The organism is Psychrobacter sp. 219-2-C (genome assembly GCF_049560815.1).
Taxonomy (GTDB): Bacteria; Pseudomonadota; Gammaproteobacteria; order Pseudomonadales; family Moraxellaceae; genus Psychrobacter; species Psychrobacter faecalis.
Genome location: NZ_CP186933.1, coordinates 729646 through 754513, shown reverse-complemented (window position 1 = coordinate 754513; position 24868 = coordinate 729646). Strand labels below are relative to the sequence as shown.

General features: G+C 44.4%; 17 protein-coding genes. 9 read left to right on the top strand and 8 right to left on the bottom strand.

Annotation, left to right across the window (positions count from 1 at the left end):
* The first annotated feature begins 209 nt into the window (after positions 1 to 209).
* Both ACPEGP_RS03030 and ACPEGP_RS03025 read left to right on the top strand, forming a co-directional pair.
* Positions 210 to 1226 (top strand): hypothetical protein, encoded by a 1017-nt coding sequence (locus ACPEGP_RS03030; protein WP_423813890.1) that lies wholly within the window; start codon positions 210 to 212, stop codon positions 1224 to 1226.
* Positions 1227 to 1393: 167 nt separating this feature from the next.
* On the top strand, positions 1394 to 2035 hold the full coding sequence (locus ACPEGP_RS03025) for a hypothetical protein (protein ID WP_201590746.1): 642 nt from the start codon (positions 1394 to 1396) through the stop codon (positions 2033 to 2035).
* 268 nt (positions 2036 to 2303) lie between these two features.
* On the opposite strand, the gene nirD is transcribed toward ACPEGP_RS03025, so the two are convergent.
* Together nirD and nirB are read right to left on the bottom strand one after the other, a co-directional pair.
* Positions 2304 to 2711 carry a nitrite reductase small subunit NirD gene (nirD, locus tag ACPEGP_RS03020; RefSeq protein WP_068408020.1) on the bottom strand — a complete coding sequence of 136 codons (408 nt, stop codon included), beginning with the start codon at positions 2709 to 2711 and terminating at the stop codon, positions 2304 to 2306.
* A gap of 45 nt (positions 2712 to 2756) precedes the next feature.
* Positions 2757 to 5366: a nitrite reductase large subunit NirB gene (gene nirB / locus ACPEGP_RS03015; protein WP_423813889.1), complete on the bottom strand. Its 2610-nt coding sequence runs from the start codon at positions 5364 to 5366 to the stop codon at positions 2757 to 2759.
* 557 nt (positions 5367 to 5923) lie between these two features.
* On the opposite strand from nirB, the gene ACPEGP_RS03010 reads away from it, so the two are divergent.
* From ACPEGP_RS03010 to cobA, 5 genes are all read left to right on the top strand, one after another.
* The gene (locus ACPEGP_RS03010) at positions 5924 to 7435 is read left to right on the top strand and encodes a NarK family nitrate/nitrite MFS transporter (RefSeq protein WP_423813888.1); all 1512 of its coding nucleotides are present in this window, start codon (positions 5924 to 5926) and stop codon (positions 7433 to 7435) included.
* A 2-nt stretch (positions 7436 to 7437) separates the two neighbouring features.
* Positions 7438 to 9516, top strand: coding sequence for a protein kinase domain-containing protein (locus ACPEGP_RS03005; protein WP_423813887.1), 2079 nt, complete (start codon positions 7438 to 7440; stop codon positions 9514 to 9516).
* Positions 9517 to 9593: 77 nt separating this feature from the next.
* On the top strand, positions 9594 to 11024 hold the full coding sequence (locus ACPEGP_RS03000; protein ID WP_423813886.1) for an NAD(P)/FAD-dependent oxidoreductase: 1431 nt from the start codon (positions 9594 to 9596) through the stop codon (positions 11022 to 11024).
* On the top strand, positions 11021 to 14308 hold the full coding sequence (locus ACPEGP_RS02995) for a molybdopterin-dependent oxidoreductase (RefSeq protein WP_423813885.1): 3288 nt from the start codon (positions 11021 to 11023) through the stop codon (positions 14306 to 14308). The genes ACPEGP_RS03000 and ACPEGP_RS02995 overlap by 4 nt, the downstream gene beginning before the upstream one ends.
* A 109-nt stretch (positions 14309 to 14417) precedes the next feature.
* Positions 14418 to 15347, top strand: a complete 930-nt coding sequence (gene cobA / locus ACPEGP_RS02990; protein ID WP_068408011.1) for a uroporphyrinogen-III C-methyltransferase — start codon at positions 14418 to 14420, stop codon at positions 15345 to 15347.
* Positions 15348 to 15405: 58 nt separating this feature from the next.
* Here the strand turns inward: cobA and ACPEGP_RS02985 are convergent, their stop codons facing one another.
* Positions 15406 to 16290 carry a LysR family transcriptional regulator gene (locus ACPEGP_RS02985; protein WP_068408009.1) on the bottom strand — a complete coding sequence of 295 codons (885 nt, stop codon included), beginning with the start codon at positions 16288 to 16290 and terminating at the stop codon, positions 15406 to 15408.
* A gap of 194 nt (positions 16291 to 16484) precedes the next feature.
* On the opposite strand from ACPEGP_RS02985, the gene ACPEGP_RS02980 reads away from it, so the two are divergent.
* Positions 16485 to 17612, top strand: a complete 1128-nt coding sequence (locus ACPEGP_RS02980) for an alkene reductase (protein WP_191690031.1) — start codon at positions 16485 to 16487, stop codon at positions 17610 to 17612.
* Between the two features lie 443 nt (positions 17613 to 18055).
* Here the strand turns inward: ACPEGP_RS02980 and ACPEGP_RS02975 are convergent, their stop codons facing one another.
* Positions 18056 to 18541, bottom strand: coding sequence for a hypothetical protein (locus tag ACPEGP_RS02975; protein ID WP_423813884.1), 486 nt, complete (start codon positions 18539 to 18541; stop codon positions 18056 to 18058).
* Between the two features lie 248 nt (positions 18542 to 18789).
* Here ACPEGP_RS02975 and ACPEGP_RS02970 point away from each other — a divergent pair, with 248 nt between their 5' ends.
* Complete coding sequence (locus ACPEGP_RS02970; RefSeq protein WP_423813883.1) at positions 18790 to 19464, top strand: hypothetical protein; 675 nt, start codon at positions 18790 to 18792, stop codon at positions 19462 to 19464.
* Between the two features lie 117 nt (positions 19465 to 19581).
* Here the strand turns inward: ACPEGP_RS02970 and ACPEGP_RS02965 are convergent, their stop codons facing one another.
* The 4 genes from ACPEGP_RS02965 to ACPEGP_RS02950 all read right to left on the bottom strand — a co-directional run bounded on the left by ACPEGP_RS02965 (position 19582) and on the right by ACPEGP_RS02950 (position 24835).
* A complete protein-coding gene (locus ACPEGP_RS02965) occupies positions 19582 to 20325 on the bottom strand; it encodes a zinc-dependent peptidase (protein WP_423813882.1) in 744 nt (247 codons plus the stop codon).
* A gap of 97 nt (positions 20326 to 20422) precedes the next feature.
* Complete coding sequence (gene rhuM / locus ACPEGP_RS02960; protein WP_423813881.1) at positions 20423 to 21415, bottom strand: RhuM family protein; 993 nt, start codon at positions 21413 to 21415, stop codon at positions 20423 to 20425.
* 106 nt (positions 21416 to 21521) lie between these two features.
* Positions 21522 to 22529, bottom strand: coding sequence for an AraC family transcriptional regulator (locus ACPEGP_RS02955; protein WP_423813880.1), 1008 nt, complete (start codon positions 22527 to 22529; stop codon positions 21522 to 21524).
* Positions 22530 to 22753: 224 nt separating this feature from the next.
* The gene (locus ACPEGP_RS02950; protein WP_423813879.1) at positions 22754 to 24835 is read right to left on the bottom strand and encodes a hydantoinase/oxoprolinase family protein; all 2082 of its coding nucleotides are present in this window, start codon (positions 24833 to 24835) and stop codon (positions 22754 to 22756) included.
* Between the last annotated feature and the right edge of the window lie 33 nt (positions 24836 to 24868).

Genomic DNA, 24868 nt, shown 5'->3' with positions numbered 1-24868 from the left:
TAGCTATTTTATGTAAATAGCAGCGACCCAGCTAAAATTATACTTGAAGGATAGGGAGTGACACACTATATTGTGTGGCAACGATAGTGTTACAATTTAGCAAACAATTGATGTAAATTAGTTATATAGATAAAACGTAAAAAATCATTTATACCTTAATTTTAGCAATCATCTAATTTTTGTGGCATTCACTGTTCTGGTATCTCTTCATGAGCGACAAAAAAAGCAAGAAAAGCACTGATCTAGAGGCAAATTTGGCTAAAATCGCTAATGCTAAGCCGCGTAGACGCTCGCGTAAAAACGATATCTATGAGCGCTTTATCACGCGTGTCGAAAATGTGGACAGCAATGACAATGAAGATGGCGAACAAGCCAGTAGTATTAGCGGCAACGGCAACGGCAGGCTCGCACCGCTAAAAAACGCTGATAAACTGTCCTCATACGAGCCTTTGAGCGCAGCAGAGCTAGAATTGTTCGCCAGCCAGCAAGAGGATTTTCAACCAGAGAGCAGCCTACAGCGAACGAGCAGTAAAAGTACCGGCGTTCATTTGAATTTCTTTGATGAAGATGAGCGTCTAGAGGTAAGTGGTACAGCAAGCAATGAAGCTGACCTACCTCATGATGCTATGGTAAAAGAAAAAGCCTCCTTTTCCAGTACAGACTCTTTAGATGATGCCAAGCACATTTCTAAAAACCATTCTAAAAACGATGAAAACATTCAAGATCATGATTCTAAAAGTACTAATGAGAACATAGATAACGACGGTTTGGTAGTACAAAGTCCAACCGCATTTACCCTCTCAAAAAATAAAAAGCTGGCAAGTAGCAAAAAACCGCTCATTATTGGCATGATAGTGGGCTCATTATTCATTGCTGCGGTGGTACTAGCCCTTATCTTTACGGGGGTCTTATCAACGTCAACCACAGCGCCTGAACCTGAACCTAAATCTAAGGTGGCAGCGTCTGATAACGCTGGCACGACAAACAGTAGTAATAACAGCGATAATAATACCGCAAATGCAACAAATACTTCGAATGATGCCAGCAAGCAACAGCCTGTAAATACTCAGCCTCAGGTGGTAAATACCGACAACAAAGACGTTAATCGTAAACCAGCCGCCGCTATCGATGATTCAGAAAATGAATCGGCATCTGAGCCAGCCATTACATACGAGGACTTTAGAGAAGAGTCACAAAGTACCTTGTATCGTGAGACCAACGATTAAGCTGTGATAATAATGATTTTGAGCAACGAGCTTGTGTTTTGATACCGTTTATCTGTTAATTCTTACGCTCATTCCAAAAATCATTGCATCGTGTCATAGGTTACGTATCATCATATAAAGACGCGGATATATACCGCTCATCATATATATGGATACGGTACTGACTTATGAACCCCTCAAGTAATGACGGAAATCCTGATATCGCTAATAAGCTGCCTAGCAGTAGCCTTAACAGTGATGATGTTATCTTGAATATCGAGGGTCGAAAGCGTATGCGTCGGCCCTATGAGCGCTACATGCAGCAGCAAGATAAGCAAAAAGCGTTAGAAAATTCTGCAGCGGATGCGACTATGGTACATAAGCTACATAAGCAGAGCGAGAACCATCAATCCTTAGATATCATTCATTCTAACGAAACAGTCACAGCTCACCAATCAACCTCTCCATTTTACGCTGACACGGCTAAATCTACAAAGAAACCTAAAAAGAGTAGGTCGCTTAATTATGCCAAGTTTCTCAGTGTCATGGCTATCTTTTGCGCTGTCTTCTTGCTTGCCGTATTTGCCTTCAATTACTTACTCTCAAAAAATTCTCAGGTACCATTAGGAGTTAACAGCACGTCAGTTGCTCAGAATAGGGCATCTGCCAAGCAAATGAATACAAACTTAGCAACCGACCCTAATTCTATTCCTACTTTCATTTCACCACGAGATGAGACAAAAAATGAAAGGCAAAATGGTGATGAGCAAATCAATAATATGAAGGCTATAAAAGTTAAAACAGCACTTAGTGAGCATGATTTTAGATAAGAGGCGCAGAATACCTTATTCCGTGACTCAGAGAAACAGGCCAGCCAGAAACCTGACATTACCACTCAGACAGAAATGAATCCACAGGATTTTAAAGCAGAAGCTAAGAGTATCTTGTATCGGGATGAGACTAAAGCAGGTAATAATCTGAGAAGGTTTTAATTTCAAAGCCTATCTCAGATTATTATGCAATCTTGAATATTATATCAACCACTGTCTATCAACTATTGAGTATTGACTAAAACAGATGTAAATGTAAACCAACAGCTTAGACAGCCTCTATTTCGAGTAGTGTCGTAGATGACGTTTCTAACTGCTCATATTTTATAATCACATCATTACCTTCAAAACTAATATCAAGCTCAACATCATAAGTAGCAAGCATTACACTGTTATCATCCAAGCACTGACCGGTAGCAATGTTAAAGCGCTGCTTATAAATAGGTGAAGCCACATACAACACCGCTTCATCAATGCCACCATCGTTGGTAACAGTAGTACCACCCACTAACCCTCTAGATAATACATTGGCCTGACTAAAGGGATCATAGTTATCAAGCGCGAATAGTTTATTGTCTTTAGTACGAAAAATTGCTACTTGTTTGCCCTCTATTAGTGCGCAAACACCAGTTTCAGGGAGAATGTCTTCTAATCTACAAACTACATACTGGTTCATTGGATTATCCTTATTGGTGTATGATCGAAAGTTATTAAGCGGTGATTAAGACAGCTCAGTCGCTAGGATTTTAGCTTTTTCAATATCGGTCGCAGGGCGGATCTGCTCGCGCTCGGTGACAAAGACCACATTGTCATCTCCTTGTTCACTATTGACGAAGTGACGGAAGCGTTTGAGCTTTTCGCTATCGGTGATGGTGGCTTTCCACTCACACACATAGTTGTCGATCAGCAGTTGCATCTGCGCCTCTAGCTCATCAGCGATGCCTAAACTGTCTTCAACAATGACGGCTTGTAAATACGCCAATCCGCCATCTAAGCTCTCGCGCCATTTTGAGGTACGCTGGAGCTTATCTGCTGTTTTGATATAAAACATGATAATACGGTCGATGTATTTGATGACCGTATCGCTATCAAGATCAGTGGCAAACAATTCGCCATGACGCGGGGTCATACCGCCATTACCACAGACAAATAAATTCCAACCATTTTCGGTGGCGATAATACCAAAGTCCTTGCTTTGTGCCTCTGCACACTCGCGTGTACATCCAGACACGCCCATTTTTATCTTGTGCGGTGAACGCACGCCTTTATAGCGGTCTTCTAATCTTAGTGCTAAGCCGACACTGTCATCGACACCGTAGCGACACCAGTTATTACCCACGCAGGATTTAACCGTCCTTAACGACTTACCATAAGCGTGACCAGTCTCAAAACCGGCTTGCACCAACTGTGTCCAGATATCAGGTAGTTGGTCTAGACGTGCACCAAATAAATCCACGCGCTGACCACCCGTAATTTTGGTATATAGATTAAATTCTTTGGCGACTTGTCCAAGGATGATCAGCTTATCAGCAGTGATTTCACCACCCGGCACACGAGGTACGACCGAATAGGTGCCATCTTTTTGTATATTTCCCAGATAGTAGTCATTGCTGTCTTGCAACGGTGTCAGTTCAGGCTTGAGCACATAATCATTCCAGCATGAGGCCAAGATGGAGGCGACCGTAGGTTTGCAAATCTCGCAGCCATGACCTTTACCATGCTCCTCCAGTAGCGCATCAAAAGTTCTAATACCATGAACACGAATCAAGCTATAGATCTCTTGACGGGTATAAGCAAAGTGCTCACATAAGTCGTTATTGACCTCAAAACCAAGGGTCGTTAACTGGTAGCTTAAAGTGTCTTTCACCATAGGAGCACAGCCACCACAGCCTGTACCTGCACTGGTACAAGACTTTACTTCGGCAATGGAGTACGCACCGTTCTCAACCGCCGTGCAAATATCGCCTTTGGTGACGTTGTAGCATGAGCAAATCGTAGCGCTATCCGGTAAGTTCTCTATACCCATTGCTGGTTTTTCAACGTTCGGTAAAATCAAGCTCTCAGGATGGGCAGGCAAGTCGACATCATTGAGGTATAGCTGTAATAGATTGTTATAGTCTTCGGTATCACCGACCAATACCGCGCCAAGCAAGCGCTTGTTATCAGGCGTTGTGACCAGTTTTTTATAGATGCCTGTCGCAGGATTTTGATATAAATAGCTCAAGCTGTCTGCGCTTTTGCCATGTGCGTCACCGATACTGCCTACATCCACGCCCATCAGTTTGAGCTTGGTGCTCATATCAGCGCCTGTAAAGGTTTGCGTTTGTTCTCCGGCAATTTGCGCCGCACAAATATTCGCCATGCTATAACCAGGTGCCACTAAGCCAAATACTTGATTATCCCATACCGCGCATTCGCCAATAGCATACACATGTTTGGACGTGGTACGGCACTGCTCATTAATTACAATACCGCCGCGCGCACCCATTTCAATAGCGCACTTAGGGTTGTTTTTGATAATGCCGTCTTGTGGACGAATACCGGCACTAAAGACGATCATATCGGTATCAAGCGAGGTGTCATCGGTGAATTGCATGGTCAGCTGGCACGGGTTCTCATTAAAGGTGCTCAGGTTTTTATGTATGGCGTCGGTATTATCAATAATGGCTTGGGTGTTTTTACCGGTCAATACTTTGACGCCAAGCGCTTCAATTTTTCGTTTCAAAATATCGCCGCCAGCCGCATCAAGCTGTACGCCCATCAACTGCGGGGCAAACTCTACCACATAAGTCTCTAATCCTAAGGTGACCAGTGCTTTTGCCGCTTCAAGCCCGAGTAGTCCTCCACCCACGACCACGCCTCTTTTTACTTTGGGCTGCTCAGCAATGGCAAGAATGTCGTCCAAATCAGCAATGGTGCGATACACATGACAGTGTCGATGCTCTCGTCCTGGAATCGGTGGCACAAACGGATATGAGCCTGTTGCCAGTACCAGCTCACTATATTCAATTTGCTCGCCAGCTTTAGTGGTGATGTATTGATTGGTGGTGTCGATATCTACAATACATTGATTCAAATGCAGCTGAATCTGGGCTGATTCATAGGTGCTCAAATCAACCAAGTTGAGTTTGCTGACATCTTTATGCTCAAAGTAGCTCGATAAATACACCCGATCGTAAGCAGGACGGTTTTCTTCAGCAAACACATGAATTTCAAACTGCTCATGCAAGCCTTTTTCTATGGCGCGCTCAATAAAATGATGCCCAACCATACCGTTGCCAATCACTACCAACTTAGTTTTACCTGCCTTATTCACTATAGTGCTACTCATGTGATTATCCTTAGTCATGCGTTTATCTAAATAGTGCTTACAGCAATTACACCTTCAATAACTGTGCCAAGCACCGTTATATAGCACCATATTTCTAAGCGAAAGGCTGATTACTACAGAAGAAAGCCTGTGTCAATGACAGTGTCTTTCTAAGGCAGCGTGGTATTTTCGAGTATATGAATAGGCATGATAAATAAGACAGTCTTCGCTCATTGAATGTGAGGATATAAAAAATAGATGCACCAAAATAGATAAAACTATGCACCAATTTGTTTGTTTTTATAGCAGTGAGGATTTTAAATTTATCTCGATAAAGTTAGTATTTTCATATAGCTATTAGAGTATGAGTAATTTATCCAAGCTACTTGGATGTCATCTATAGCAACGTATAGACGCTTTTATCAAAGGTAAATTTTATCTTCACAACACGGCTCATAGCGGCAGCTGGCACAGCCATTGCACCCCCTTAAATGCTCTAACAGGTTAGCTCGTTCAATACAATATGTTCTTCGACTTTCCCTGTTGGCCCTAAATTTCACTATTTAAGGAAACCGCTTATGTCGTCATCGCCATCACCGAGCCCTACTGCACCAAATAAAAACAAGCTTAATATCCTCTCCTTTACTGGTAAGAATAAGATACTCCATCTTGGATGGATGGCTTTTTTTCTGACCTTTTTTGTATGGTTTAACCACGCACCATTCTTATCTGCCATCGGTGAGACCTTGAGCTTGACCAAAGACCAAGTCAAAACCTTGTTGATATTAAACGTTGCTTTGACTATTCCCGCTCGAGTCATTATTGGCATGCTGACCGATCGTTTTGGTCCGCGCCTCGTCTATACCGCCATTTTGGCTATTGGAGCGATTCCCTGTTTTACCTTTGCCTTTGCGCAAGATTACAACACGCTGGCATTGTCTCGTTTCTTTTTGGGCTTTGTGGGCGCAGGGTTTGTGGTGGGCATTCGTCTCATGAGTGATTGGTTCCCTGCAAGCGAGTTGGGTACGGCTGAAGGTATTTATGGCGGTTGGGGTAATTTTGGTTCTGCTGCTGCGGCCTTGCTGTTGCCAACAGTAGCTATTATTGCTGCGGCTATGTTTGGTGGCGATGAAGGATGGCGTTATGCGACGGCCACCTCTGGGGTGGTGATGATGCTCTATAGTGTGATTTTTTATAAGATGGTACGTGATACTCCCAAGGGTGCCACGTATTTTAAACCCAAAAAATCTGGTGCCATGATGGTAACCTCAACAGGCGACTTTTGGCTAATGATGGCGTTTAAGCTGCCAATGTATTTGGCGTTAGCGCTTCTGGCATGGAAGCTATCACCTGCTGGCGTCAGCTTACTCAGTCAGTCGAGTGTCAATATCGTATACATCGGATTGGTTGTTTTATATATTTATGAGTTCGTCAGTAGCTATCGTTTTAATAAAGAGGTGTTTACGACTCCTGTGCCAAAAGCGCATCAATATGATTTTAAGCAGGTCGGCATCCTAAATGTTTTATACTTTGCGACCTTTGGCTCAGAGCTTGCCGTGGTGTCTATGTTGCCACTTTTTTATCAAGAGACATTTAACCTATCGATTGTGATGGCAGGGGTTTTGGCCTCAAGCTATGCATTTATGAATTTAATGTCGCGACCGGGCGGCGGTTGGCTCAGTGATAAGTTTGGGCGCAAAATCACGCTGTTGATTTTGACAGCAGGCTTAGCCGTTGGTTATCTATTAATGGGCATCGTTGATTCAACATGGCCGATTGCCTTGGCACTATTCATCACAATGTTTTGCTCGTTCTTTGTGCAGGCGGGTGAAGGCGCTGTATTTGCTGTCATTCCACTGATCAAGCGTAGCATGACCGGACAATTTGCTGGCATGACTGGTGCTTATGGGAATGTTGGTTCAGTTGTTTATTTAACTGTATTGAGTCTGGTCTCTTATCAGGTGTTCTTTATGGTGATTGCAGCGACCGCCGTCATTGGCTTCTTTGCGCTGTTCTTTTTAAAAGAACCTGAAGGTGTCATCATCGAAGAGATGCCTGATGGTAGTTTTGCCCAAATACAAGTGAGCTAAATATGCAAATGAATGAGGCGCTGTGGCAGCTTGATTTTCATAGCATGCAAGGGCGGAAATCCGAGAATCAAGACAGCTTGCTAATCACAACCTGCTTACCATATGACAAGCTTGCCGCATCTGCACCTTTATTGGTGCTGATGGCAGACGGCGTCAGTGCCTGTCAGTTTCCCAAACAAGCCAGTCAATTGGTGGTCAATACTGTCGCGCACCATCTTACCTTAGCACTCAAAAATAAGGCACTTCAAGAAATGGTATTGGCAGAAAACCAAGCGCAATCAGCCCATAAAACACAGGCCAATGGTCAAGAAACATCCATAGACTTTGATGACCATCAAATTGCAATATTGATTCGGGAGGCGGTCCATAAAGCCAACGATGCCCTCTATTTCCCGCAAGTCTATGAGCGCGTGCCACCACTATTATCGACCTTGTCAGGCCTGCTATGTATCGGCGACCGTATTCATCTGTTTCATACAGGCGACTCACGTATTTACCGTATTGGTATTGATAGCATGGAAGTACTTACTAAAGACCATCGCATTCATCATGGGCAAGATAAAGGCGCGCTATCTGCCGCTATTGGCGCGGATACGATGGTCAATCTCCAGCAGTCAGTGTTTACCTTGCATCAAAATGAGTGTTTAGCCTTGATGACCGATGGTGTTTATGAGTCTATTGCAGCGCCCGAGCTTCAGTTCGAGTTATGTACAGCAGTAAGGGCGCTATGTCATCCGAATCAGACGATAGATACGTCGGAGCATAGCTCTATTGACTGGGCGATGAATAGTCTTAGTGTCAGCCAAAGCATATGCCAGCAAGCGTTTAATGAGGGCAGTCATGACAACTTAAGTATGATAATGCTGGGCATGAATATACAAGCACGCCATAAGCAGACGTTTAATGAGCAGAATTCTAGGTCAGGCGAAAGTGCTCATACTAAGGACAATAGTGATTATGAAAACCCTAGCCTTCATGATATCCATCGTTATCAGTTGTTAACGGGGTTGGAAGTTGGGGCGCGGATTGATGGTTTTATCGTCAAGCATATTATAGCCCGCACTGCTCGTAGCGAAGTATATCTAGTAGAAGATGAAAACCATCATCCATTTGTATTAAAGTCACCAAGTCTTAGTGCTATTGCCGATGGTCATTATCTGCGCGAATTTTTAAAGGAGCGTAAAATCGGCCTAAGCTTATCTAAGCACAGACGGGCAGGCGAGCCTGCCTATAATCAAGCGGATCCTAACACCCTATCTATCGACCGAAACTTTACAGACATCACAGACATCACAGACATCACAGACATCAGCGGCATAAAACCCTATATAGACGCGAGCTCAGCGCTTAGCTCATCAGGGTTGCTGCGCTATTACCCCATACCAGCCAGCAGTACATATCTATATTATCTGACCGAATATATTGAAGGTGGGAGTCTAAGAGATTTCATGGATCGTCATGCGCCTTGTGATGTGTGGCAGACCTATGACTTACTCACCAAGATTGGTATGGCGGTTCGGGTGATGCATCGAAACTATCTATTACATCAAGATATCAAGCCTGAAAATATACTACTGACACCGTCAGGTGCGGTCAAATTGATAGATTTCGGTTCAGCCAGCTCATCTATACTCAAAGACAGTACGCGACCTCCCAATGGGGATTTGCACTACGTTGCACCAGAATATTACACCGATGCACCAAAAGGTGTGCACTCTGATTTATTTTCCATAGCTGTGATTGGCTATGAATTGCTAACAGGTGAGCTGCCATTTAGCTCACAAGCGTTAATGCATTCACATCAGGAAAATCATACATTGACCCTACCTACTGAGTTATTACGTCAGCACCGTGTACCCGCTGCCAGCCAGCAAGCATTAATGCGTGCGCTGCATTCTAATCCCCACGCTCGCTATCAAGCGATTGGCGAGTTCTTACAAGATTTTAACCCTGACAATCACAATCCTAACCATATTAGCGACCCTGAGCCGCTCATCATACGCAGTCCATTACTGGTATGGCATAGCATTTGCTTTATCCAGTTTATAATTATTTTTTCGCTGTTGGCTTATTTTTTATAAGTTCAGTCTCAGCACAAAAAATGATATGACACGCCATTAATTAATGCTGCGCGTTGCGGCTAAGGGATTTTTTGCTCATGTCATCAGATAGATCAAAATTAACAATACAGACAACGTCTTATGCTCATTTAAATGCGGGTATTGTCATTATTGGTGCTGGCATGGCAGGCAGCCGTTTTGCCATTGAGTTGGCACGTGCGCGCCAACAAAGTCAGTCGTCAAATAATCAAAGGTTATTACCGATTATCCTTATCAGTAAAGAGCCGGAGGTCGGCTACAACCGCATTATGCTATCACCAGTACTGGCAGGAGATAGTGCCTTTGACGATACTTATTTATACCAGCAATCAGATTATGAACAGTTGGGTATTATTGTCTTAGCAGGGACTGCTGTTACCGCTGTGGACACCAAGCAACAATCTATTGAGCTAGATAGTGGACAGACGCTGGTTTATGCCAAGCTGGTTATCGCTACGGGTTCGAGCGCTCGAGTCATACCTTTTCCCAATCATGATGCGACAGGCGTACATGTGTTCCGAGAGGTAGCTGATGTTAATGCTTTAATTGAATACGCGAATCAAGGGAAAAAAGGTTTGGTGATTGGCGGCGGTGTCTTAGGATTAGAAGCCGCTTGTGCGCTAGCTTCCCAAGGGGCAGACATGACGGTCGTTCATGTAGATAGCTATGTTCTTAACAGGCAGCTTGACTTACCGGCTGCCCAGCTATTGCAAGCTGAACTGGCTCGTCGGGGCGTAGCTGTGGAGGTCTCTGCTATTACTGATTGTATTATGGTCAATGACCAGCATGAAGTGGCGGGGTTATCACTGAAAGATGGACGTATCTTGCCAGCAAATTTTATCGTGATGGCAGTAGGGGTGATGCCTAATATAGCACTGGCGAGAGACTGTGGTCTTGAGGTCAACCGAGGCATCCTTGTAGATAACTTTATGCATACGAGCTGTCCTCATGTCTATGCAGTTGGCGAATGCGTAGAGTTGGATGGTGAGCTATTCGGTATGGTGGCACCTGTTAATCAGCAAGTGGATGCCTTAGTCTCTGTGCTAAAAGACACTCGACTATCGGGCGACAGCTTAGGTTCTAAAGAGAACTGGCAGCCTTTTCGCAGTACACCGCTGTCCTTAAAGCTAAAAGTATCTGGCATCAGTGCTTTTTCAGCAGGGCAAGTCGACTTTGAAGAGGAGGAAGCGGCAGCTATCGAAACCATTACTTATCAGCAAACCAGTATAAATCACTATCATTGCCTTTACCTTAGAAACAATAAACTGATCGGCGCTGTACTCTACGGTGAGGTCAATGAGGGCAGTTTCTATAGCCAGCTGATCAACAGCAATAGTGATATCGCGCCTATAAAAGCGGATTTAATATTTGGCGAGGCTTACTGTGATTTGGAGAAGGTAACGACAGATAGTGAGGCTAACGGAGACATGGATAACGATAGCGATCTGGATTTATTAAGCGCAGCAGACATAGTAGGAGCGGCGTCATGAGTGAAGTGATCTTGAGTAATAAACCGAATACTAGTCAAGAATTAGAAAGTCGTATACGTCGATCTAATAACAAATCTGATGACATGATCAATCCTTCAAAAACGGCTCTTATTGCCACTTATACTGAAGAAATGACATCCACCATACGCACCACTTGTCCTTACTGCGGGGTAGGGTGTGGCGTCTTAGCCAGTGTCGATGCGATAGGGGTAGTGAGCGTAAAAGGAGATCCTGAACATCCTGCTAACTTTGGTAAACTATGCTCAAAGGGCAGTGCGCTGGCACAAACCTTAGGCAGCGAGCGCCGCTTAACTGAGCCTTATTATCAAAATAAACTAGCATCGATGGCACAACAGCAACCCATAACTTACCACTCTCATGCTTATAGCGCTACCGCAGCACTGAACAATCTAGCCTCTACCGTGCCGACCGATTGGAATAGTGTTCTAGATGATATCGCTACTCGCTTAAATGAAACTATCACCAAGCACGGTCGCGACAGCATTATGTTCTATGTCTCAGGGCAGCTGCTCACTGAGGATTACTACGTTGCCAATAAGTTTATAAAAGGCTTTATCGGTAATAATAATATCGACTCCAACTCACGACTGTGTATGTCATCGGCGGTAGCAGGACACAAACGTGCCTTTGGCGCAGATTTAGTCCTCGGTAATTATGAGGACTTAGAGGCCTGCGATTTATTGGTGCTGGTGGGCTCAAACATGGCATGGTGTCACCCTATTTTGTTTGGACGCTTTTTGGCCGCCAAAAAGGCTGATCCCAGTAAAAAACTGATTGCCATTGACCCACGTCGTACCGATTCCTGTGAGTTTGCCGATTTGCATCTACCGATAGCAGCGGGCACCGATACGCATTTATACAATGGTTTATTACATTATCTTAGCGAACACAGCTGCGCTGATATAGGTTATATCGAGCATGGTCATGGTGTTGATGATGCTTTAGCGGCAGCCAACGTCTGGAGCATTGAAAAAGTTGCTCAAGCTTGCCAAGTCAGTATCGACAGTATCCTTGAATTTTATCAGCTAGTCGCAGCTCATGACAAAACAGTAACTGCGTTTAGTATGGGCGTCAACCAGTCAAAGAGTGGCACTGATAAGGTTAATGCCATTATCAACACCCATCTGCTTACGGGACGAGTGGGCAAACCGGGTGCCAGTCCTTTTTCACTCACTGGTCAGCCAAATGCCATGGGCGGTCGAGAAGTAGGCGCGCTGGCTAATTTGCTGGCGGCACATTTAGATTTGAGTAATAGTGTTCATCGTCAACTGGTGGCTGACTTTTGGCAGGCACCTCAGCCTATTACTGCAGAAGTAGGCGTCAAAGCGTGCGATGCTGCCGATGCTATCTTAGATGGGCGGATTAAAGCCATTTGGGTTATGGCAACCAATCCGGTCGTGAGCTTACCTGACGCGGATAAATTTCGCCATGCATTAGCGGCTTGTGACTTGGTCATTGTCTCTGACTGCTCGGTAGACAGTGATACGGTTAAGTGCGCAGATATTGTATTACCTGCCCAAGGTTGGGGTGAAAAGTCAGGCACAGTCACCAATTCTGAGCGACGAATATCAAGACAACGCGCTGTAAAGCCTGCACTCGGTCTTGCCAAACCTGATTGGTGGATACTCTCGCAAGTGGCGAGGCGTATGGGGCTATCAGGGTTTGATTATGATCATCCTAGTGAGATATTTAATGAGTACGTGGCGCTCACTGCTTTTAAGAACAACCCTAGTCAATCAGCATCAAAAAACAATCAACCGCGCTATCTCAATTTGGCTAAAGACTTACCAATGCCAGTTCTAAGTCGCGCTGACTATGAGGTAATACCCCCCTTTCAGTGGGGTGGCGCGCGTATTACACCCACTCAAGTAAACCTCATTGCTATTACGCCTTCAGATAGTGCTAGCCTGCCTAATTTTCATCACTTCCATCAACATCAACGTCGGCAAAACTCGAATAAGAGCGATGTTAAGAATAGAGATAAGCGGCATAACACTGACTTCGACCCCTCAACCGTGAATCTACGCCTGATTACGGGCAGACTACGAGATCAGTGGCATACCATGACACGCACAGGGCTGTCGCCACAGCTCAATCAACATGAATCTGTGCCGACGCTGACTGTCCATCCTAATGAAGCCAAACAACTCGGTGTTGAAAAGGGCGACTATGTGCAGCTACATTCTCGCTATGAGCAGATCCTGCCGAATAGTGAGGCAACAACTATTGATACGAATAATGTTAGTAAAAATGCCGATACAGATAATGAGAATATCGAGCAAACGGTTTTAGCGCAAATCGCTATCAGTGATAGTATGCGTGTTGGTGATGCCTTTATGCCCATACACTGGAGTAATGCCTTTGCTAGCTTTGCACGGGTAGGGACGCTCATCCCGACATTTATAGATCAATATTCAGGACAGCCTGAGCTAAAAAACTCAGCGATTCGCATGAGCGCCGTGCCTATGCAGACACTTGGCAAGATTATGGTGCATCCTGATTTGCAGGACACCATATTAGTGCACTTGCGTGCGATGACTGCTCATTTTAAGAAGAAAGCAATAGCGGGTGAGTCGCAAACAGCGTCTACAAATTTTGAGTTAAATGGTGCATGTTCGTCTCTCTCACTACCAGCGCTGACATGGAGTATCAGCAGGCAAGCCAATAGTGTGCTCATTACTCTTGCCAGCCCAGCCGAGCGCACAGCTAGGCAGTTGCTTGACCCTAAATTTTGGCAGCAGTTTATCGATGACTATCAAAAGTCTGTATCAGAAAGATTGTTGATTGACAATGCTGACGATACTCTGACGGTTAATAGCGCTTTCACCTTGAGTAAACCAGAGAAGCAACTACGCTTTATCTCGACTCAGTCGGAGGTGAGGAGTGAGGCGTTAGACCATATACCAAGTCCTTTATACTCTGCTATGCCGAGTGATCAGCTGCTATTAGCCATTTATTTTGCACCAAAAGTGATGTATTTGCCTAGTACACATTGGCTTGACATCTGCTTTGCCAGTACCGATGCCATACCAGTACAGCAGCGTTATAAATGGTTGCTGGCAGGCCGTCCAGCTACCGGCTATATCGATCCAGGTCCGTTGGTGTGCTCTTGCATGGCAGTCGGAGAAAACATTATTGTCAATGCAATCGCCAAGCAGCAGTGTCATAGCGCACAAGCAGTGGGCGAAGCGTGCCGTGCTGGTACCAATTGCGGCTCGTGTGTGGGTCAAATCAATGCGCTTATTGAGGAGTATGCGTCATAGCTGTCTTATAACTTCCTTATAGCCGCCTTATGAAATACAACCAATTGATCAATATGGCATGGGGCTTGCACCGTATATTGCACTAACAGCATCATTAGGAGTCACCGTCATGACGGATTCATCTGCCTTTATCGCAACACTACCTCCAAACGATTTATCTAATAAAAAGTGTGTCGTCAATACACTAAACGCGCCATTAAATATAGCAGCTACAAAAGTAGGTACTGTGCATTTAGTCGGTGCAGGCTCTGGTGATCCTGAGCTGCTCACACTAAAAGCTTTGCGAATCATGCAGAGCGCTGATGTGGTGCTTTATGATAGTTTGGTCTCAGAGGATATCTTGGATATGTGCGAACCAACAGCAGAGAAGATATTCGTCGGTAAACGCCGAGCCAATCATGCGCTGCCGCAAGAAGGCATCAATGAGCTGCTGGTCAAGCACGCGCTGGCAGGTAAAACAGTTGTAAGACTTAAAGGCGGCGACCCTTTTATCTTTGCGCGCGGCGGAGAGGAGCTTCAAGAAGTGGTACGCCATGGTATCTTTTTTGAATCTATTCCCGGTATTACTGCCGCCAGTGCCGCTGCTAGTAGTACAGGTATTCCATTGACGCATCGAGACCATGCGCAGACAGTGAAGTTTGTAACGGCATATAAGAAATCAGGAGCGCCCAACAATAACTATGACGAGCATTTAGATAGCACCCAAACCGTCGTTTTTTATATGGGATTGCATCAGCTAGATGAATTGACCGAAGGGTTAATAGCAGCGGGACGAGATAGCGAAACGCCTTTTGCGGTGATTAGCCATGCCAGCTTGCCCACGCAGCAACTGCTCATCGGTACGCTTGATAGTATCGCTAAGCAGCAAGCCGAAGCGAAATTGCCAACCCCAGCATTACTGATTATGGGCGATGTGGTGACGCTATATCATGAATTTGCAGACTACAACCTTGGTGCATTTGGTAAGCGTGCAGTCTGCAATATTAAGCAATCCATCACCGATAAACATCTTATACCTACTTTTGAGAGTGTTGCATAAAATATAGGGTTAGCCTAAATGCTCAATAAGATGACTTTAAGACAGGCTAATCTTTTAACTATAAATTTCGTAATTGCTCAATTAACCAGCGATGTATACCACTGTCACTGGTACGTGGATGCCATGCTGCGATTACCTTAAAGGTGGGCGGTAATGCTTCGATTTCAATCTCTTTGACTTTATTATTTGGTAATAGTCGCGCAGGGTAAAAGGCAATCATGTCGGTGGTGTGCAGGATATCTGGCACGGCTGAAAAGCTAGGAACTGACATCACAATATGGCGTTTAAGCCCTTTTTCTGCAAACCATTGATCATGCGATCCGCGCAAATTGGCACGCGAAGGCGATACCACCAGCTGTGGGTGTGCGGCAACTTGCGCCAGTGTGAATATCTCTGTTGCAAAGGTGTTTTTATAACCCGTCACACATAAATGCTGTTCTTCAAATAGCGTCACATACGATAAATTGTCAGGGATAAACTCTGGAAAAGTAATCAGTAAATCAAGTTCGCCTGCCGCAATCAGCTGATTGATATTGTCTGATGCAAAATCTCTCACTATCAGCTTTAAATGAGGCGCTTCACAGCGTGTGATACTAAATAACTGCGGCAATAATGCCTGCGTCGCATAGTCGGTTGCACTAATCGTAAAGACGCCTTTGTAGGTTTGCGGCGTAAACACTTCTGGCTCTAACAATACTTCCAACTGTTTTAATATCTCGTCAATCGGCTGCCGCATTGCTAGTGCTTTTGGTGTTGCCACCATGCTATTGCCTTGACGAATAAACAAACGATCATCAAACAAATCCCGTAGCTTACGCAACTGCTCACTAATCGCTTGTTGCGTCAGTCCCATTTTGCGCGCAACTTGCGAGAGATTTTTTAGATCAAGTAGTGCCTGCAATACTCTAAGCTGCTTGATATCTAGCCGATTCATACCATTCATAACACTTACCATTAATAGTTGTACCCTAGACAAGAAAGGCTTGTTTCTAATTGTACCTACAAAACTCTATGCTAACCAACATTACTTAAGCAGCCCATTAAACCTAAAAATAGATTCAGTGGCTCAAAAAATACGCCTATCCGTTTGCTTTAAAAGAGAGTGTTATGAAACAAGCTATGCTAAATGTGCCAAAAATGAAAAATACCAGTGCGTTATTTTCATCTGTACAACTTGGACCTTATACCCTTAAAAACCGTATCGTGATGCCGCCTTTGACGCGCTCTCGTAGCACGCAACCTGACAATATCCCTAATGATTTAATGGCAAGCTATTATGCACAGCGTGCCTCAGCAGGTTTTATGGTGACTGAAGGTACACAGATTGAGCCGCGTGGCCAAGGCTACGCGTGGACGCCCGGGATTCATTCACCAGCGCAAATTGAAGGCTGGAAAAAAGTCACGCAAGCAGTACATGCTAAAGGCAGTATTATTTTTGCGCAGCTGTGGCACGTTGGCCGCGTGTCTCATACCAGCTTACAACCCAATCAAGCGCAGCCTATCGCTCCATCTGCCATTACTGCCACTAACGTCAAAGTGTTTATTGAGACAGGTCCAGGCGAGGGCGCTTTAGCCGACCCAAGTGAGCCACGGGCACTGAGCACAGAAGAAGTGGGTGAATTGGTCGCTATGTATGCACAAGCCGCGCGCAACGCACTAGAAGCAGGTTTTGATGGGGTAGAGCTACACTGTGCCAATGGGTATTTGGTCAATCAATTTATCTCTGAGCATAGCAATACACGTGATGATCAATATGGTGGTTCGTTGACCAATCGTCTGCGTTTTTTAAAAGAAGTGGTTGCCGCCGTCAGTGAAGTGGTTGGCGCTGATCGTTTAGGCGTACGTTTTGCGCCTTTATTTGCCAGCACGGATGAGACTCGTGTGTATCTAGGCTTAGTAGAAGCAGACCCTCATCATACCTATATTGAAGCGATTAAAGTACTTGAACAGGCGGGCATTGCTTACTTATCCATTGCAGAGGCTGATTGGGATAATGCGCCTGATTTGCCAGAGCCTTTTTATCAAGCGGTCAGAGCTGAGTTTTCAGGACGTATTATTTATGCCGGTAAGTACACTGTGCAGAAGTCGGTCGATATATTATCTAAAGGTTATGGGGATTTATTTGCTTTTGGTCGTCCTTTTATTGCTAATCCCGATTTACCTGAACGCATAGCCAATCATTGGCCACTCAATGAGGCAGATCCTGCCACGATGTATGGTGGCACTGCCATTGGCTATAGTGATTATCCTCGCTATCAAGAATAGTCAAAAAAGTAGTGCATAAAACAAGGTCGATCACGGCCTTGTTTTCACCGCAGTAAGCGATGGGTATAAGCGGTACGATGACACTGTAAAAATGCACATAATTCTAAAGATATTTTATTTGTCAGTATTTATCAGTTGGTAGACGCAATGAATAAAAGTTTGAAAGACAGGCTGATACGCATATTAGTAGGATATGTCGGACTTTATCCGACGCTCAAAACCCATGCTATCAGTGACTCTAAAACAGTCTATTTAACATAATATACATTATGCGAAAACAAACCAACGGTCTTAAGAGTTATGTACACAACATTTTTATCTAACTTCATCTGTCATAACTGTCGTTCGTTTCCAGCCAAACTTAAATATCTACAATATTCATCTTCGCATTTAATATTAATACCAGCACCGACTTTAAAATTCATTTAAAACCTCAGCGCCAGCTAACGACAATGCTCTAGCAAATACTCGCGTAAAGATTTTCCATCCTTATCTAGGATGACATCCGTCACTTGGCAAGCCACGTCATGACCAACGCTTTTACATGACAGTTCATAATACACATCATCGCCTTGTGCCAAACTGACTTGCACCAATCCTTGCTCGGTCACTGCAAATTGCTTATCTTGCTCATAATCAGGATCTTGCGAACTCCATAAAACATCATAACCGATATGACAAGACATTTGCTCTCTATCAAAATAATCTCGCTCAAGCTCCATGGCTGCTTTTAGCTCTTGACTGCCATATTGGTGCAAAACCACTGGATAATCCTGACCCTGATTATCGATATCTTGTTGGTACATATCTGCGATGGTCGTGACTTTCATGGCAAACGTCGTCTGCAAGGCTTCTGTTAGATTGGCGGTCGCAGAAATAGCAGAAAACCCTAGGAATAGCATGATTATAGAAAATAGTGTCTTCTGCATGGCGTCCTCCATCTGCTATCACATATTTAGTGGTATATTCATTAAAACACATATAAACTACTACTTTACTGCACAATTGTGTTGGTAAGGTTTATCGGACAAAAACCTTGTTTACACAGCACCATTATTAACTTTGAGCAGTTATGAGTACTATTGATGAGCAAAACCTCATTTAACTCAGTACTTATTTAGGTTTCAGGTCCAATGCCGCTATTATAATTTTAATAAGCTACGATAAGGATATTCTTATGATGCCGTCATCTCGTTCTAATATTTTTCAGTCAAGTTTTTATAAATTAACGACTGTTGCCTGCTTTGCCTCCATACTTGTTGCGACTGGCTGCTCATCTTCTGCTGAATCCAATGTCAAAATACCCAGCCAACAAAATGGCAACACCTCAGCACCCGTTGTCTCCGATATGAGCCAGCAAACGCTTAAGCAGCAAGCTTTACGTATCCAGCGAGCCCTAGCGAACAACGACTTTGCGCGCATTACCAACGACATTCATCCGACGCGCGGCGTGCGTTTTTCCATGTATGCCTATGTGCGCCCTGAGACTGATAAAGTCTTTAGCCGTGAACAATTCGCGCAGTACTTACAACAAGCCAAAATCCGCTTTACTTGGGGTGAACGTGATGGGTCTGGTGAGCCGTTAGTGATTCCGCTCCCAGAATACTTGGAAACATGGGTCGATGGCGATACCTATAACAATGCCAGTATCAGCGTTAACGAGTTTAAGCACAGCGGCAATATGATTAATAATTTAAAAGAAATTTATCCCAATTCTGAGTTTGTTGAGTTTTACCATAAAGGCTCAGAGCAATACTCTGGTATGGATTGGCGTATCCTACGCTTAGTGTTTGATGAGTACCAAGGCAAGCGCTATTTGGTCGCTATCGTCAATGAACAATGGACGGTTTAAGCAATTCTTATCTATAAAAACAATTGCTTACAGTCGTAAAAATCAATAACGGGCAGTGTGATTAAATCAATACACTGCCCTTTTTATTTGCTTTTATTGCTATATATTCACTTTTGATTAGAGCGGCGTTTGGCGAAAAAACTTCACCATTATGTCGTAAATATCAGGATAAGCCTCAATCAGCTTTTGCGGCGTCTCAAAAAATACTTCACTGAGTACCGCGAAGAACTCCGCTGGATTGGTCGCGCCATAACGGTCGAGACCTGATTTATGATGGCTTTGAAAATCCTCAAAGTCTCGGCTCATAATCTTGGTCCAGTGCGCCGGATCCATATCAGGTTGCAGCGGCGGAAAGCCATTGGCACGACCATTTAGCATATCAAGCTTATGCACAAACTCATGAATGACCACGTTGTGACCATCGCGCTCGCCTGAGTGTTTGGCATCCTTCCATGACAGAATGACAGGCCCGCGCAGCCACGCTTCTCCGCTACGGTGCTGACTGCCCTCATGGACAATCCCCAACTCATCGACAGTGGTGATTTCGCTTTTATAAGAACCTGGATAAATAATAATGGCCGACCAGCCAGCGTACCACTCAAGGTTTAGGTTTAAAATAGGGAGGCAAGCTTGTAAGGCGATAGATTGCTTGACCGCGTCGGTAATCTCAAAACCCTGTGCGCCAGTAATCGACTTATCCGCCAAAAATAACGTCGCCAGCTCAAACAGACGTATTAGCTCATCCTCATCTAGCCTATCAAGTATCACAATACGCTTAGCCGCTTGCAGCCAGTCAGCATGGGTAAACTCGCTGTTGTCTAATATGCGCTGCTCGCGCCAGTCTTTTATCATGCTAAACATATTGAATTTCCTTTAATTTTTGTTGTTAGACTGTGCTTTTTATTATTGGCGTTATGTGTTTCAAGGGGTTAAGTGATGCTGACAATAAGCCTGTTTATCAAGATTCTAACGACAACATATTCATAATTAATTTAATCAAGGTTTCTTTTTGGTTGGGGTCAGATTCAGCGACCAATAACGTTAATGCGGCAAGGCCTGTATTATTAATAACCATGTCACCTTTATCATTGAGCAGTCGATTATTACGATGCAGAAAATCTACAAACAAAAAAGCGCCGCTGCGTTTATTGCCATCGGTAAAAGGATGGTTTTTGACCATAAAGTACAGCAGATGCGCCGCTTTACTCTCGATGGTCGGGTATGCAGGCTCGCCAAACACCGTCTGCTCTAAATTACCTAGTACACTGTCCAAGCCATCACCACGAGGCTTGGCAAATAACTCAGTCGCCTCACCTCTATCTATCAGCTGTGCTTTCAAATCCGTCAGCGCTGCCATTGCCTCAGTTGGACTGGGTAAGATACCGCCCTCTTGCCCTGCGGGATCGTCAAGCAAGCCTTCATCATAGCGCTGTAACCATAAGAATGTCTGTGTATAACGGCTGATAATCTCAACCAAGCCGCGACCTTCATCGGTTTTCAGCTCGGGACTTTGCGCGGTTTTTCGAATTAAATTTAACGCTTGTTGTAGCTCGCTTGAGTTTTTATCAAAGCGCTCTTGATTGAGCGTGTAGCCTTGGACCAAGTATTCACGTAAGCGCTGCGTTGCCCAGCGTCTAAACTGCACACCTTGAGGGGACTTGATGCGATAGCCTACTGAGATAACCACATCTAAGTCATAAAACGTCACAGGGCGATCAGAATTTGCAATATGCATTTTTTGCATATTGCTTTTTTCAGCAATTTCTTCATCGTTTATAGCATTGGCAATATGACGCGAAATCACTGATTGGTCACGACCAAACAGCTCAGACATTTGTGCTTGCGTAAGCCAGACAGTCTCTTGCTCAAAGCGAACGTCTACCTGTGCCTTTCCATCAGCGCTTTCATATATCTCTACCTTTGCCACGTCATCATTCATAACGTTAATCATCTCAGCTCTCCCCCAATCCTAATCCCAATATAAATGCTTACGCTGTGCTTATTATTCTTAATAGGTAAATCATACAGCGACTGCATGATAGAGTACATAACAATGACTATTCTGTGCCTGTGCCGATGCTTGGAGTATCTCGTGGTGTATAACCGAAATGCTGCTTATAAATACGAGCAAAGTAACCTTGGTCGCTATAACCGACTCTATGCGCCACTTCATCGATGGTTACGTAGCTTTTGGTTTTTAAAATATGATTGGCTTGCTTTAAGCGCAGTTCTTTTACCCATTCCGAAAAACTATAGGGCAACTCAGCAAATAGCTTATGCAAGTATCTGACCGATATATGACAAGCAGCAGCGACCATCGCTGGGGTTAAAGTAGAGCTTTCTAGGTGCAGATGGACGTAATGCTCGATGCGCTTTAGGTGTACCGACTGTATGGACGAGCTGGTACTCATCATCACCTCTTTCGGGGCGCTCAATGCCAATATAATAAGGTTAAGCAGCTGCTGCTCTAGGATTTTAATCTCTAAAGCCGCCAATCTATGTTGTTGAATCAGCTCTAATATCTGTCTGATTTGAAAAACCAGCAACCTACCAGCCCCTTCATCAATAGACAGGCTACGGGCAAACTGCCGCTCTATGGCGCCCATTTGCGGGCTTAATAGCGCTAAAGGCACCTTAATCACATATAACGATACTTCTTGCAGGTGATAAAACTCATAAGGTAAGTTTGATAATTCAATAAAAAACTGACCCGGGTTTGAGGTTAATTGGCGGTTTTTTTGCGCAAAACGGACGCTACCGGTCACAGGAAAGGTGATTAAAATACTGTCGTCGCTACGGTTATTACTATTGCCTTGACTAGACTGATTGCTTGCTAAGCTGCGCTTATAATGGACGGTATTGGCATGATAATGCGATACCCCAATATCCAAAAGCTTGGCGTGTTGCAAGTAACCAGAAAACTGACTTGGCTGGCGAAAGCTGACATTGAGATCAAAATAGGTGTCATTGATGGTGCGCTTCCAATCAAACGCGTCTAATGTTTGTGCCGTGCTTATAGGAGGCGTTGAAGGTAACCATAAGGAAGGGGTTAATTTTGCATTCATCCTTGAATACTCTGTGTGTAAAAATAGCTATCACAAAATTGATAGGCATTTAGTATCATGCCAGCTAATAAAATGTCGTTCTCCTTTATATCATACCTGTATGACGACTGGATTTCTAAATATGATGCGTACTAAATACGATATCAAAAATAAAATCAGGCATTAAATGAGATTTAATGCCTGATGGGAAGTTTATAAGGTTATAGTGATAAAAGAACAGTAAGCTAAGCCGCTTTGGTCAGCTTATAAGTGCCCGTTTCATGCAATTCTGCTCGCCAGCCTTTTTTAATCACAATCGTGGTGGTTGGCTCTTGAATAAGCGCCGGTCCTGCAATCAGCGCCCCTGCACCAAATTCCTCACCATTATAAATAGGCGTATCAATCCATTCGTATTCTTGATCCATGATCATCTCACGGCTACCGACTTGCGCTTGACTGACATCACCTTGTTGCTTAGCAAGCTCTGGTAGCTTGGGCTTACTGATTTTACCGATGACAGCGACTTCGATATTGACCAGCTCGACCTTATTATCACGCTCATCATAAGTATAGAGCTCTTTATGACGGTGATGGAAGGCTTCCAAAATCGTTTGCACGCTATCGGCATCAAGCTTGCCATTGGGTATCAGCACATTACACTCATGCACCTGCCCGACGTAGCGCATCTCCATGGTACGCTCGATGATGATATCATCTTCTGCAAAGCCATCTTCTAACAGCTTTTGTACGCCTAGGCTTTCTAGCTCGTGTAAGGTAGCATTAAGCGACTGTAGCTCTGAATCTGGCGCAATAATCATCATCTGCGTGGCCAGATAGTTATATTTAATATCAGAGATGATTTGACCAAAGGCGCAAAGACAAGAGGCAATCTTTGGTATCAAAATAGTACCAATCCCCATTTCTTCTGCTAAATCGACAATATGCATGCCACCTGCGCCGCCTGCACAAATAAGCGCAAAGTCGCGAGGGTCATAGCCTTTTTCAATGGTAATACGGCGAATACCATTTGCCATGTTTTGATTAACAATGGCACTGATACCAAAGGCGGCATGTGCCAAGTCAATTTTTAATGGATCGGCGATGTGTTTTTGCACCGCTTGCAGCGCTTTGTCTTTATCCAAAGTCACGCAGCCGCCTAGCACGGCATCGGGCTCAAGGTAACCTAACACCAGATTAGCATCGGTCACCGTTGGTAACTCACCGCCTTTACCATAAGACGCAGGACCTGGGGTCGCGCCAGCACTTTGTGGACCGACCTCGAGCATCCCAAAGTTATTTACATGACCAATAGAGCCGCCGCCCGCGCCCAGCGTTTCAACATGAATCATAGGCACGCCAATACGATTGCGTAAAAAATCAATATCACGGTTTAGGCTCGTTCGACCAGATTTGGCCATCGTGATATCAAAAGACGTCCCGCCCATATCAACGGTGATAATGTTATCAATGCCAAAGGCGCTGGCAATATACAGTCCTGCTTGCGGTGCTGATGCGGGTCCTGAATTGATGGCATTAACCGCGCGTTCACGCATGATGTTACCGACCGCAAGCCCGCCATTCGACTGAAAGTAACGGACCGGCTGCTCAGCGCCGAGTGCCTTAAAGTAATCATCAATCTTATGTACATAAGACGCCATAACCGGGCTTAAATAGGCATTAACCAGTGTCGTTGAGGTACGCGTATATTCCTTAATCTGCGGATATACTTCACTACCGCAGCAGACAAACACCCCCGGCATATGCTGCTCAATCAACTCTTTGGCACGTTGTTCGTGCTCGGTATTACGGATAGACCACACAAAAGAGATGGCAACCGCTTGCACGTCTTGCTGTTTTAACACTTCAATCGCATCGAGGATATCTTGCTCATTTAACGGCTCGTGTTCGCTGCCGTCTGCCAAGATACGACCACGGATAGGAAAGCGGCGGTCACGCGTGGCAATCTGCGGCGCTGGCGGGTAACTGGCATCGTAGCGGTGCCCTTCTTCTTTGTGCCCTAAGCGTATCTCGATACTGTCTTCATGTCCTTTGGTACATAGCAAGCCTACTTTCACACCTGTCATCTGAATCAGCGCATTTAGGGCGACGGTCGTGCCATTAATACACAAATCGCAGGCTTGAATGATGTCTTCGATAGGACGGTTAAATTTATTGGCAATTTGCTGGAGACCATTGGCAATGGCTAAGGTGCCATCCTCTGGGGTTGATGGTGCTTTAAACAGATGAATATCACCGGTTTTTTCTGCCAAGACAAAATCTGTAAAAGTCCCGCCAGCATCAACGCCAATACGAAAATCGTTGTTCATAAGTCATCCTTAACTCAATCATGAAAGTTCAAT

Bases quoted from the DNA above. Each gene is read 5' to 3' on its own strand.
- ACPEGP_RS02965 (WP_423813882.1), bottom strand. From the start codon at position 20,325: ATGTTTAGCATGATAAAAGACTGGCGCGAGCAGCGCATATTAGACAAC.
- ACPEGP_RS03030 (WP_423813890.1), top strand. From the start codon at position 210: ATGAGCGACAAAAAAAGCAAGAAAAGCACTGATCTAGAGGCAAATTTG.
- ACPEGP_RS02995 (WP_423813885.1), top strand. From the start codon at position 11,021: ATGAGTGAAGTGATCTTGAGTAATAAACCGAATACTAGTCAAGAATTA.
- ACPEGP_RS03005 (WP_423813887.1), top strand. From the start codon at position 7,438: ATGCAAATGAATGAGGCGCTGTGGCAGCTTGATTTTCATAGCATGCAA.
- ACPEGP_RS02950 (WP_423813879.1), bottom strand. From the start codon at position 24,835: ATGAACAACGATTTTCGTATTGGCGTTGATGCTGGCGGGACTTTTACA.
- ACPEGP_RS03000 (WP_423813886.1), top strand. From the start codon at position 9,594: ATGTCATCAGATAGATCAAAATTAACAATACAGACAACGTCTTATGCT.
- ACPEGP_RS02980 (WP_191690031.1), top strand. From the start codon at position 16,485: ATGAAAAATACCAGTGCGTTATTTTCATCTGTACAACTTGGACCTTAT.
- cobA (WP_068408011.1), top strand. From the start codon at position 14,418: ATGACGGATTCATCTGCCTTTATCGCAACACTACCTCCAAACGATTTA.
- ACPEGP_RS02975 (WP_423813884.1), bottom strand. From the start codon at position 18,541: ATGCAGAAGACACTATTTTCTATAATCATGCTATTCCTAGGGTTTTCT.
- rhuM (WP_423813881.1), bottom strand. From the start codon at position 21,415: ATGATTAACGTTATGAATGATGACGTGGCAAAGGTAGAGATATATGAA.
- nirD (WP_068408020.1), bottom strand. From the start codon at position 2,711: ATGAACCAGTATGTAGTTTGTAGATTAGAAGACATTCTCCCTGAAACT.
- ACPEGP_RS03025 (WP_201590746.1), top strand. From the start codon at position 1,394: ATGAACCCCTCAAGTAATGACGGAAATCCTGATATCGCTAATAAGCTG.
- ACPEGP_RS02985 (WP_068408009.1), bottom strand. From the start codon at position 16,290: ATGAATGGTATGAATCGGCTAGATATCAAGCAGCTTAGAGTATTGCAG.
- ACPEGP_RS02970 (WP_423813883.1), top strand. From the start codon at position 18,790: ATGATGCCGTCATCTCGTTCTAATATTTTTCAGTCAAGTTTTTATAAA.
- nirB (WP_423813889.1), bottom strand. From the start codon at position 5,366: ATGAGTAGCACTATAGTGAATAAGGCAGGTAAAACTAAGTTGGTAGTG.
- ACPEGP_RS02955 (WP_423813880.1), bottom strand. From the start codon at position 22,529: ATGAATGCAAAATTAACCCCTTCCTTATGGTTACCTTCAACGCCTCCT.
- ACPEGP_RS03010 (WP_423813888.1), top strand. From the start codon at position 5,924: ATGTCGTCATCGCCATCACCGAGCCCTACTGCACCAAATAAAAACAAG.